This window comes from Herbidospora sakaeratensis (assembly GCF_001570525.1).
GTDB classification, from domain to species: domain Bacteria; phylum Actinomycetota; class Actinomycetes; order Streptosporangiales; family Streptosporangiaceae; genus Herbidospora; species Herbidospora sakaeratensis.
This window is the reverse complement of record NZ_BBXC01000029.1, coordinates 68,510-79,652: the sequence shown is the minus strand read 5'-3', so window position 1 is coordinate 79,652 and position 11,143 is coordinate 68,510. Positions and strand designations below refer to the sequence as shown.

The following is an 11,143-nucleotide window of genomic DNA, read 5'->3' as shown; positions in this document are numbered from 1 at the left end:
GGGCCGGGGCCTCGGCGCGCTGCTCGGGCTTCGGCTTGGGCGGCGGCGCGACGAACGACGAGAGCGTCGGCCGCTCCCGCGCCGGCTGCGCGGCGGCCTGCGTCTGGGCCGGACGGCCGGCGGCGGCCGGGGCGGCGGGCTGCGGGCGCGAGGTCTGCTGCGGCACCGGCTGGGACCGCACCGGCTCGGGCTCGTCGAACCCGGCCGCGATGACCGTCACGCGCACCTCGTCGCCGAGGGCGTCGTCGATGACCGTGCCGAAGATGATGTTGGCGTCGGGCGCGGCGGCGTTGGACACCAGCTGCGCGGCCTCGTTGATCTCGAACAGGCCCAGGTCGGAGCCGCCCGCGATCGAGAGCAGCACGCCGTGGGCGCCGTCGATGCTGGCCTCCAGCAGCGGGCTGGAGACGGCCATCTCGGCCGCGGCGACCGAACGGTCGTCGCCGCGCGCGTGGCCGATGCCCATGAGGGCCGAGCCCGCCCCCGACATGACCGACTTCACGTCGGCGAAGTCGAGGTTGATCAGACCAGGGGTGGTGATCAGGTCGGTGATGCCCTGGACGCCCGAGAGCAGGACCTGGTCGGCCGCCTTGAAGGCGTCGAGCACGCTGACCTGCCGGTCGCTGATCGACAGCAGCCGGTCGTTCGGGATGACGATGAGGGTGTCGACCTCGGCGCGGAGATTCTCTATTCCGGCCTCCGCCTGCATCGCCCGCCGCTTGCCCTCGAACGAGAAGGGGCGGGTGACCACGCCGATCGTCAGCGCGCCGAGCGAGCGGGCGATGTTGGCCACGACGGGCGCGCCGCCGGTGCCGGTGCCGCCGCCCTCACCTGCGGTGACGAACACCATGTCGGCGCCCTTGATGACCTCTTCGATCTCCTCGCGGTGGTCTTCGGCCGCCTTGCGGCCCACCTCGGGGTTGGCGCCGGCGCCGAGGCCGCGGGTGAGCTCCCGGCCGACGTCGAGCTTGACGTCGGCGTCACTCATCAGCAGCGCCTGGGCGTCGGTGTTGATGGCGATGAACTCGACGCCCTTGAGTCCCTCCTCGATCATCCGGTTGACGGCGTTGACTCCGCCGCCGCCGATTCCAACGACTTTGATGACCGCGAGGTAGTTCTGCGGTGCTGCCACGACGAGGGGCCTTTCCGCTCGCTTACATATGTCCGTCACGGGCGGGTGCCCGCACTAGCCAACTCTCACCCTCAAGTTGAGATTTAGAGTTATGTCAACCTGAGGATTGATACGGACAGTAGGGTTGCGCCCCGCCAGGGTCAACTCACCGCGCCGCAACCGGCCCGGCGTGTCGTGAACACGTCTCCTCAGCGTACGGTGACGACTTCCGGAGAGCTCACGTCGAAGGTCTCGGCCCGCTGGTTCAGCAGCCCGAGAAGGATACGGGTCTTGTCGGCCGCGCGCTCGGGCCCGCCGAAGACGACGGTGCGGCCGTCGGAGAGCAGCAGGGTCACCGAGTCGGCCGTCTTGGCCTGCACCTCGTGGACCTTGCGCAGCAGATGGTCGGGCAGCACGCCGAGCACGGTCAGCGCGGCCCGCACCGACGGGTCCTGCGGGTCGAGGTGGGGCAGCCGGACCACCGGCAGCCGGGGCGGGGCGACCGCGACGATGTCGAGCACCACGCCGAACCGGTCGACCACGGCCGACTTGCCGTTCATCGGCACCGAGGCCAGCGCCGTGCGCTCGCGGATCCTGATGGTGACGGTGCCCGGCCAGACCCGCTCGACCTTGGCCGACTCGACCTCGGTCACGGCGGCCACCCGCTGGCGGACCGCCTCGGTGTCGACCATGGCCATCGGCGTGTCGAGCGGCAGCGCGGCGGCCTGCTCGATCTGCTCGGGCGCCAGCCCCAGCACGCCCTCGACCCTGATCTCCTTGACGCCCAGCACGGGCGAGAGGAACACCAGCCAGCCCGAGACCGCCAGCGTGCCGCCGGTGATCAGGGCGGCGGTGGCGAACCGCCAGATGCCCGGCCGCCTGCGGGCCGCCCGCTCGGCGGCGGGCGGCCTCTCGGTGACGACCGGGGCTTCGGAAGGGGTCACCGCGACCGCAGCTCCGCGACGATGCGGGGGCCGAGCTCGGTGACGTCGCCGGCGCCCATCGTCAGCACGATGTCGCCGGGACGGGCCCGCTCGGCGACCAGCGCCGGGACGGCCGCCCGGTCGGGCGCGTAGGCCACGTTGTCTGCCGGGAGCGTGACCTTGCCGGCCACCAGCGCGCCGGAGACCCCGGGCTCGGGGTCTTCGCGGGCGCCGTACACGTCGAGGACGATCGCCTCGTCGGCCAGGCCGAGCGCGGCGCCGAACTCGTCGGCGAAGAAGCGGGTGCGGCTGTAGAGGTGGGGCTGGAAGACCGCGATGACCCGGCCCGCCCCGGCCACCACGTCGCGGGCGGCGCGCAGGTCGGCGGCCAGCTCGGTCGGGTGGTGGGCGTAGCTGTCGAAGACGGTGACGCCGTCGGCCTCGCCCTTGGACTCGAACCGCCGCTTGGCCCCGGTGAAGGCGGCCAGGCCGTCTCTGACCTCGTCGAACGGCAGGCCGAGGTCGAGGGCGACGGCGATGACGGCGGTGGCGTTGAGGGCGTTGTGGCGGCCGGGCACCGACAGGCGGACCGCGCCGTGGCCCTTGAGGGTGAACTCGACCCCGAGGCCGCGCGGCACCACGTCGCAGATGCGCAGGTCGGCCTCTTCGCCCTCACCGTAGGTGACGACCTTCAGGCCCTGGGCATGGGCGATCGGGGCCAGCGCGGCGGCGCCCGGGTCGTCGGAGCAGAGCACGATCGTCTCTCCGATCCGCTCGACGAAGCGGGCGAAGCTGTCGTAGACGGCCTGCGGCTCGCCGTAGTTGTCGAGGTGGTCGGCCTCGACGTTGGTGACCACCGCGATGCGCGGGGCGAGCATCAGGAACGAGCCGTCGCTCTCGTCGGCCTCGGCCACGAACGCCCGGCCGGTGCCCTCGTCGGCCCCCAGGCCGGTGGTGACGAGCTGGCCCCCGACGCAGTACGACGGGTCGGCCCCGCACTTCTGCAGCGCCACGGTGAGCATCGAGGTGGTGGTCGTCTTGCCGTGGGTGCCGGCGACGGCGACCCCGGTCTTGCCGGTCATGACGGCCGCGAGCGCGGCGGCGCGCGGGATGATGCGCACGTTCTGCCGCAGCGCCTCCCCCAGCTCGGGGTTGGAGTCGCGGATCGCGGTGGAGACCACGACGGTGTTGACGTCGCGGATGTGCGAGGCGGCGTGGCCGACGTGGACGGTCGCGCCCAGCTCGCGCAGCTCGGTCAGCAGGTCGGAGCTGCGGGCGTCGCTGCCGGAGACGGCCACCCCGCGCTTGAGCAGGATGCGCGCGATGCCGGACATGCCGGCCCCGCCGATCCCGATGAAGTGGACCCGCCCGAGTTCCTCGGCGGGGATGGGCTCAACCAGTTTGACCAGACTCATCGGGCTGCGATCTCCAGAACCTTGCGGGCGAGCGTCACGTCGGCGTCCTTGCGTCCCATCCGGGCGGCGGCCTCCGACATGGCGGCTATCCGGTTGGGGTCGTGGAGCAGGGGCGCGAGGGTGCGCATGATCCAGTCGGGGGAGAGCTCGGCGTCGTCGACCATCAGGCCGCCGCCCGCCCGCACGATCGGCTCGGCGTTGAGACGCTGCTCGCCGTTGCCGTGGGGCAGCGGCACGTAGGCGGCCGGCAGGCCGACGGCGGTCAGCTCGGCGGTGGTCATCGCGCCGCTGCGGCACAACACCAGGTCGGCGGCGGCGTAGGCCAGGTCCATGCGGTCGACGTAGGGCAGGATCACGTACTGCGGGTCGCCGGGCGGGGGCTCGACCTCGACGGTGTTCTTCGGGCCGATCACGTGGATGACCTGGATGCCGGCGCGGCGCAGATAGGGCTCGGCGTTGAGGGCCGAGTTGTTGATCGAGCGGGCCCCCTGGGAGCCGCCGAACACCAGCAGCGTCGGGCGGTCGCTCTCGAGGCCGAAGTAGGACCGCGCCTTGTCGCCCAGCGAGAACCGGTCGAGCGTCGAGACGTCCTTGCGCAGCGGGATGCCGACGTATTCGGCGCCCGGCAGCGGCGTGTCGGGGTGGCCGGTGAACACGTGGGAGGTCAGGCGGGCGCCCAGCCGGTTGGCCAGTCCCGGGCGCGGGTTGGCCTCGTGGACGACGATCGGCACGCCCTTGCGGCGCGCCCCCAGGTAGCCGGGCGTGGCGACGTAGCCGCCGAAGCCGACCAGGATGTCGGCCCCCACCCGCTCCAGGATGTTGCCCGCGGCGCTGATCGCCCCGGCGAGCCGTCCCGGCACGGTGAGGAGCTGAGGCGTCAGCGCGCGGGGCAGCGGAACCGCGGGCACGAGCGCCAGCTCGTAACCCCGGGCCGGGACCAGCCGCGTCTCCAGGCCGCGTTCGGTGCCGAGGCAGGTGATGCCGATCGACGGGTCGAACTGACGAAGCGCGTCGGCCAGCGCCAGCGCCGGCTCGATGTGGCCGGCCGTCCCGCCGCCGGCGAGGACAACCCTCATGTCTCTCCCTAGTCGTGCTGTGGACCTGTTCGCCCACGTATGCGTCAGGTCTTGAGGCCAAGCCAGCTTAGAGCCCGTGCGGCCGGGCCGGGGCCCCGTGCGGCCAAGGCCTCGGCGGCCCCCGGCTCGCGTTTGGCGAACGACAACAACATGCCAAGCGCGGCGAGCGTCGGCAACAGCGCCGATCCGCCGTAGGAGACCAGGGGCAGCGGGATGCCGGTGATCGGCAGCGCGCCGATGACCGCGCCGATGTTCACGATCGCCTGCCCGCCGATCCAGGCCGTGCAGGCGGCGGCGGTCAGCCGGATGAACGGGTCCTTGGTCCGCGAGGCGATGCGCAGCCCGGCGTAGCAGAGCAGGCCGAACAGGCAGAGCACCGTGAGGGTGCCCATCAGGCCGAGCTCCTCGCCGAGGATGGCGAAGATGAAGTCGCTCTCGCCATGGGGCAGCCAGTCCCACTTCTGCCGCGACGACCCGAGGCCGAGTCCGAACCAGCCGCCCGACCCCATCGCGATCTGCCCCTGGGCGGCCTGGTAGCCCGACCCCTGCGCGTTGCCCCAGGGGTTCAGCCAGCCCTCGATCCGGTCAGACCGATACCCCTCGGAGATGATCATGAAGACGGTGGCCATGGCGAGCAGCGACAGGATGCCGGCGAACAGCCGCACCGGCGCGCCGACGACCCACAACAACGCCAGGAAGATGATCATCAGCACGATCGTGGTGCCGAGGTCGCGGCCGAGCATGACCAGCACGGCCAGGATGGCGACGCCGGGCATCAGCGGGACCAGCAGGTGCCGCCACTCGATCATGCCGTTGCGGGCCCGGCGGGCGAGCAGGTCGGCGCCCCAGATCACCATGGCCAGCTTGGCCGGCTCGGACGGCTGGATGGTCAGGCTGCCGATGTAGATCCAGCGCTGCGCGCCGAGCTCGGAGGAGCCGATGAAGATGGTCATGACCAGGCCGATGATGGACAACGCCATCAGCGGATATCCGGCCAGCCGGAAATAGCGCTGCGGGAGCTTCGAGCAGACGTACATGAGGGGCAGGCCCAGCCCGACCGAGAGCGACTGCTTGAGGAACCAGTAGAACGGGTCGCCCATCATCTGCAGCGCCTCGATCGACGAGGCCGACAGCACCATCATGAGGCCGAGCGCCAGCAGCAGGGCGCTGCACCCGAGGATCAGGTAGTAGGAGGTCAGCGGGCGGCTCAGCAGCTCGCGCAGGGCGCCGAGCTGGGTCGCCGCCCACGACGGACGCGACCGGGTCTGGGTCTCCTCCGCCTCCTGGGTGGCGGTCACCGCGGTTCCAGGGTGCGAACGGCGCGCGCGAAGGCGTCTCCCCGCGCGCCGTAGTTGGCGAACATGTCCAATGACGCCCCGGCGGGGGCCAGCAGCACGGTGTCACCCGGGGAGGCGAGCCGGGCGGCTTCGGTGACGACACGGTCCATCACCCCAGTGTCTTCCCCGGCGACCTCCACGACGGGAACATCCGGCGCGTGTCGCGCGAGAGCCTCGGCGATCCTGGCCCGGTCGGCGCCCAGCAGCACCGCGCCGCGCAGCCGCTTGGCGGCCCGCACGACCAGATCGTCGACGTCGGCGCCCTTCAGCTGCCCGCCCGCGATCCAGACGATCGAGGGGTACGCCGCCAGCGACGCCCCCGCCGCGTGGGGGTTGGTGGCCTTGGAGTCGTCGACGTAGGAGACCCCGCCGACGGTCGCCACGTGGGCGATCCGGTGGGGGTCGGGGGTGAACGCCGCCAGCCCCTCGCGCACCGCCTCGGCCGGCACCCCGTGGGCGCGGGCGAGCGCGGCGGCGGCCAGCGCGTTGGCGACGTTGTGGGGCGCGAACGGCCGGACGTCGGCGAGCGTGGCCAGCTCGACCGCCGAGGTGCGCGGGTCGTCGCAGAAGGCCCGGTCGACCAGCAGGTCCTCGACCACGCCGAGCTCGCCCGGCCGGGGCACCTGGAGCGTGAACCCGATCGAGTCGTAGGGCTCGGCGAGCCGGGCCGCCCAGGGGTCGTCGGCGTTGTGCACGACCACGCCGGCGCCCGCGAAGATGCGGGCCTTGGCGGCGGCGTACTCCTCGAAGGAACCGTGCCAGTCGATGTGGTCGGGCGCGACGTTGAGGATCGCGGCGGCCGCCGGGGCGACGCTGGACGACCAGTGCAGCTGGAAGCTCGACAACTCCACGGCCAGCACGGTGGTGTCACCGGGGTCGAGGACCGCGTCGATGATCGGGGTGCCGACGTTGCCGACCGCCAGCGGCCGCTCCCCCGCCGCCTCGAGGATGGACGTCAGCATGCGCACGGCCGTCGTCTTGCCGTTGGTCCCGGTGAGGGCCAGCCACGGCGCGGCGCCCTCGTGGCGCAGCCGCCAGGCCAGCTCGACCTCGCCGATGACCTCGATCCCGGCCGCCGCCGCCTCGACCAGCAGCGGGTGGCCGGGCCGCCAGCCCGGCGAGGTGACGACCAGCTCCACCTTGTCGGGCAGCCGGTCGGCCTTCTCGACCCCGAGGTCGGCGAGCTCCGCAGGCAGCGGCCGGTCGGACTGCTCGACCACGACGACCCGCTCGCCGCCCAGGGCCAGGCCGCGCGCGGCGGCGGTGCCCGAGACGCCGAGCCCGGCGACGACGACACGGCTCACGTCTTGGGCATCCATTCCACGTAGAAGAGACCGAGCCCGGCGGCGGCGCACAACATCGCGATCAGCCAGAACCGGACCACGATCGTGGTCTCGGCCCAGCCCTTGAGCTCGAAGTGGTGCTGAAGGGGCGCCATCCGGAAGATGCGTTTCCTGGTCATCTTGAAGAACCCGACCTGGATGATCACCGAGGAGGTGATGACGACGGTCAGGCCCGCCAGCAGCAGCAGGAGCAGCTGGGTGCGGGTGGTGATGGCCAGACCGGCGATCACGCCGCCGAGGGCCAGCGATCCGGTGTCGCCCATGAAGATCTTGGCCGGGGGGGCGTTCCACCACAGGAACCCGATCAGCGCGCCGAGCACGGCGGCGGCCACGACGGCCAGGTCGAGCGGGTCGCGCACGATGTAGCAGTTGGGCCCGAGGATCGCGGTCGTGCAGCTGTTGCGCAGCTGCCAGTTGCCGATGAGCACGTACGACGCCAGCACCACGCCGGTGGCGCCGGAGGCCAGGCCGTCGAGACCGTCGGTCAGGTTCACCGCGTTGGAGAACCCGACGATCATGATGAGCACCCAGATGATGAAGCCGATGAGGCCGATCGAGGGGCCGAAGTCGCGGAGGAAGGACAACCGGGTCTCGGCGGGGGTGACCGCGTAGGCGTTGGGGAAACGCACCACGAGGATCGCGAAGACGACGCCGACGAGGAGCTGGCCGAGGGCCTTGGCGCCCGACCGCAGGCCCAGGCTGCGCTGCTTGTAGATCTTGATGAAGTCGTCGAGGAAGCCGACCACGCCCAGGCCCGTCATGAGGAAGAGGACGAGCAGCGCGGAGGCGGTGGGGGGCGAGGGATTGGCCGACAACATGGTGGCCAGGTGGGCGACGGCGTAGCCGAGGAGGGCGGCGATCACGATCACCGTGCCGCCCATGGTGGGCGTGCCCTTCTTGTCGTAGTGGCCCTGGGGGCCCTCCTCGCGGATGTTCTGGCCGTAGCCGCGCCGCCCGAACAGCCGGATCGCGATGGGGGTGCCGAGCATCGAGACGACGAGCGCGACCGCTGCGGCGACGATGATGTCTCTCACCGGGCGTCACCCCCCAACAGGGCTTCGGCGACCTTCTCCAGCCCGGCGGCCCGGGGTCCCTTGATCAATACGACGTCACCCGGCGCCAGGCGGCCGGTGAGCTCGGCCACGGCGGCCTCGACGTCGGGGGCGTGGATCGCGTCGGGGGCGCCGGCGATGATCTGCCCGGCGTCCTCCCCCACGACCACCAGGGTCGCCAGACCGGCTCCCGCGGCCAGGCGGCCGACCCCCGCGTTGAGCTCGGGGGCGTCGTCGCCGAGCTCGCGCAGGGAGGCCACGACCGCGTGCTTGCGGCGGTGGCCGGCCAGGGCGAGCAGCGCGGCGAAGGCGGCGCGCATCGAGTCGGGGTTGGCGTTGTAGGCGTCGTTGACGACGGTCACGCCGTCGGGGCGGTCGGTGACCTCCATCCGCCAGCGGCTGCGCGGCTCGGCCAGCGACAGCTCCTCGGCGATAGCGGCCGGCGACAACCCCAGCTCGTGGGCGGCGGCCGCGGCGGCCAGCGCGTTCTCGACCGCGTGGGCGCCGTGGAGGCGCAGCGCCACGTCGGCCTCGCCGGCGGGGGTGTGGAGGGTGAACCGGGCCCGGCCCCGGTCGTCGAGGGTCTCGTGGGAGGCGCGCACGTGGGCGCTGCGGGTGCGGCCGAAGTAGAGGACCCGCGCCCGGGTGCGCCCGCTCATCGCGGCGACCAGCGGGTCGTCGAGGTTCAGCACCGCGACGCCCGAGGAGGGCAGCGCCTCGGGCAGCTCGCCCTTGGCCCGCGCGATGGCCTCCTTGCCGCCGAACACGCCGAGGTGGGCGGTGCCGACGTTGAGGACGACCCCGATGGACGGCGGGGCGATTTCCGCCAGATAAGCGATATGTCCGGCGTTACGCGCCGACAGCTCCAGCACCAGGAACCGCGTGTCCTCGTCGGCCTTGAGCACCGTGAGGGGGTGCCCGATCTCGTTGTTGTACGACCCCACCGGCGCCACCGTTGGACCGATCCTGGCCGCCAGCCGGGCCATCAGGTCTTTGGTCGACGTCTTGCCGGCCGACCCGGTCACCCCGACCACGGTCGCCTTCGGCAGGTTCGTGACGACGGCGTTGGCCAGCTTCGCCAGCGCCGCCACGACGTCGTCGACCACGACGGCCGGCCCGTCGACCGGCCGGGAGGCCAGCACGGCGGCCGCGCCCGAGGCGAGGGCCTGGGCGGCGAAGTCGTGGCCGTCGGCCCGCTCGCCCCTGATCGCGACGAACAGCGACCCCGGCTCGGCGGCCCGCGAGTCGATCACCACCGGGCCTCTCACGACGGCGCCCGGGTCGGCCTGGCCCGTGAGGGCGCCCGATGTGATCTCTGCGACCCGGCCCAGCGGCAACGGGATCATGCGTTCCTCCTGCTGATGGCGGCGGCGACCACGTCACGGTCATCGAACGGGACGACTTCGCCCGCGAAGTACTGCCCCTGCTCGTGGCCCTTCCCGGCCACGACGACCACGTCGCCCCGGCCGGCCCTGGAGATCGCCAGGTCGATCGCGGCGGCCCGGTCAGGCTCGACGATCACGCGGGCGCGGTCTTCGCGCGGCACGGCCAGCGCGCCGTCGAGCATCGCGGCGATGATCGCGAGCGGGTCTTCGCTGCGGGGGTTGTCACTGGTGAACACGGCCACGTCGGCCAGCCGCGCCGCGGCCTCGCCCATGAGGGCGCGCTTGCCGCTGTCGCGGTCGCCGCCGCAGCCCAGGACGACCGTCAGAGTACCGTCGGTGACCTCGCGCAGCGCACGCAACACCGACTCGACCGCGCCCGGTTTGTGGGCGTAGTCGACGATCGCCTGGAACCCGTCGCCGCCGGGCACCCGCTCCATCCGCCCCGGGACGCCGCGGAACCCGCTCACCCCGTGGACGGCGGTCTGCAGCGGCACCCCCGACTCCACGAGCGCCACGAGCGCGCCCAGGGTGTTGGCGACGTTGAACGGACCCGGCAGCCCGACGGTCACGTCGGCCTCGACCCCGCCCGGCCCGACGACCCGGAAGGAGCTCCCGTCGGCCCCGAGCCGGACGTCGGCCGCCCGCCACTCGGCGTCGGCCGCGCCCTCGGCCGAGAACGTGGTGATCGGGATCTTCACGAACCCGGCCAGCTCGCGCCCGTGGGGGTCGTCGACGTTGATCACGCCCAGCCGGGAGAACTCCGGCGTGAACAGGCGCGCCTTGGCGGCGAAGTAGTCGTCGAAGTCCCTGTGGAAGTCGAGGTGGTCCTGCGACAGGTTGGTGAAGATCGCGACGTCGTAGAACAGGCCCTCGACCCGGCCCAGCGCCAGCGCGTGGCTGGAGACCTCCATCGTCGCGGCGCTCACCTTCTGCTCGCGCATCAGCGCGAACAGGCCCTGCAGGTCGCTGGCCTCGGGGGTGGTCAGCTCGGGCTTGATGACGACGTCGCCCGCGTGGATCTCGACGCCGCCGACCAGGCCGGTGCGGTGCCCGGCCGCGCGCAGCCCCGCCTCCAGCAGGAAGGTCGAGGTCGACTTGCCGCTGGTGCCGGTGACCCCGATGACCGGGATGTCGGCGGCCGGCTGGCCGTAGACCCAGGCGGCCACCTGGCCGAGCACCGCGCGCGGGTCGGGCAGCACGAACACCGGCAGGCCGGTCTCGGCGGCCATCTCGGCGCCCTCGTGGTCGGTCAGGATGGCGCTCGCGCCGGCGCCCATGGCGGCCGAGCTGAAGGTGGCGCCGTGCGCGGTCTTGCCCTGGATGGCGACGTAGAGGTCGCCCCGGCGGACCCGGCGGGAGTCGATCGTGACCCCGGTGACCACGCCGCGCCCCGCACCGGCGACCGACTGCACGCCGAGCAGGGCCGTGAGCCCCGAGAGCGGGCGCGGCGGGCTGGACGACGGGCGCATCTGCTGATCCGGTGAAGGTCGGGCGGTGCGGT

At 72.6% G+C, this 11,143-nt stretch carries 9 protein-coding genes; all 9 read right to left on the bottom strand.

Features of this window, described 5'->3' with window-relative positions; genetic code table 11:
* Positions 1-1,132 (bottom strand): cell division protein FtsZ (gene ftsZ, locus AW271_RS36770; protein ID WP_062342744.1); only part of this gene is annotated, 1,132 nt, incomplete at its 3' end.
* A 188-nt stretch (positions 1,133-1,320) separates the two neighbouring features.
* Positions 1,321-2,055: a cell division protein FtsQ/DivIB gene (locus AW271_RS36765; RefSeq protein ID WP_062342743.1), complete on the bottom strand. Its 735-nt coding sequence runs from the start codon at positions 2,053-2,055 to the stop codon at positions 1,321-1,323.
* Positions 2,052-3,449, bottom strand: a complete 1,398-nt coding sequence (gene murC / locus AW271_RS36760) for a UDP-N-acetylmuramate--L-alanine ligase (protein WP_062342740.1) — start codon at positions 3,447-3,449, stop codon at positions 2,052-2,054. Before murC ends, AW271_RS36765 begins: the two co-directional genes overlap by 4 nt.
* The gene (gene murG, locus AW271_RS36755; protein ID WP_062342738.1) at positions 3,446-4,525 is read right to left on the bottom strand and encodes an undecaprenyldiphospho-muramoylpentapeptide beta-N-acetylglucosaminyltransferase; all 1,080 of its coding nucleotides are present in this window, start codon (positions 4,523-4,525) and stop codon (positions 3,446-3,448) included. The genes murC and murG overlap by 4 nt, the downstream gene beginning before the upstream one ends.
* Positions 4,526-4,569: 44 nt before the next feature.
* On the bottom strand, positions 4,570-5,823 hold the full coding sequence (gene ftsW / locus AW271_RS36750) for a putative lipid II flippase FtsW (protein WP_062342736.1): 1,254 nt from the start codon (positions 5,821-5,823) through the stop codon (positions 4,570-4,572).
* Positions 5,820-7,181, bottom strand: coding sequence for a UDP-N-acetylmuramoyl-L-alanine--D-glutamate ligase (gene murD, locus AW271_RS36745; protein ID WP_062342733.1), 1,362 nt, complete (start codon positions 7,179-7,181; stop codon positions 5,820-5,822). Before murD ends, ftsW begins: the two co-directional genes overlap by 4 nt.
* Positions 7,163-8,239, bottom strand: coding sequence for a phospho-N-acetylmuramoyl-pentapeptide-transferase (gene mraY / locus AW271_RS36740; RefSeq protein ID WP_030450324.1), 1,077 nt, complete (start codon positions 8,237-8,239; stop codon positions 7,163-7,165). Before mraY ends, murD begins: the two co-directional genes overlap by 19 nt.
* The gene (locus AW271_RS36735; RefSeq protein WP_062342731.1) at positions 8,236-9,603 is read right to left on the bottom strand and encodes a UDP-N-acetylmuramoyl-tripeptide--D-alanyl-D-alanine ligase; all 1,368 of its coding nucleotides are present in this window, start codon (positions 9,601-9,603) and stop codon (positions 8,236-8,238) included. Before AW271_RS36735 ends, mraY begins: the two co-directional genes overlap by 4 nt.
* Complete coding sequence (locus AW271_RS36730) at positions 9,600-11,111, bottom strand: UDP-N-acetylmuramoyl-L-alanyl-D-glutamate--2,6-diaminopimelate ligase (RefSeq protein WP_062342729.1); 1,512 nt, start codon at positions 11,109-11,111, stop codon at positions 9,600-9,602. Before AW271_RS36730 ends, AW271_RS36735 begins: the two co-directional genes overlap by 4 nt.
* Positions 11,112-11,143: the final 32 nt, after the last annotated feature.

Excerpts from the sequence above, each read along its gene's own strand:
- murC (WP_062342740.1), bottom strand. The coding sequence starts at position 3,449 with ATGAGTCTGGTCAAACTGGTTGAGCCCATCCCCGCCGAGGAACTCGGG.
- murG (WP_062342738.1), bottom strand. The coding sequence starts at position 4,525 with ATGAGGGTTGTCCTCGCCGGCGGCGGGACGGCCGGCCACATCGAGCCG.
- murD (WP_062342733.1), bottom strand. The coding sequence starts at position 7,181 with ATGGATGCCCAAGACGTGAGCCGTGTCGTCGTCGCCGGGCTCGGCGTC.
- AW271_RS36735 (WP_062342731.1), bottom strand. The coding sequence starts at position 9,603 with ATGATCCCGTTGCCGCTGGGCCGGGTCGCAGAGATCACATCGGGCGCC.
- AW271_RS36730 (WP_062342729.1), bottom strand. The coding sequence starts at position 11,111 with ATGCGCCCGTCGTCCAGCCCGCCGCGCCCGCTCTCGGGGCTCACGGCC.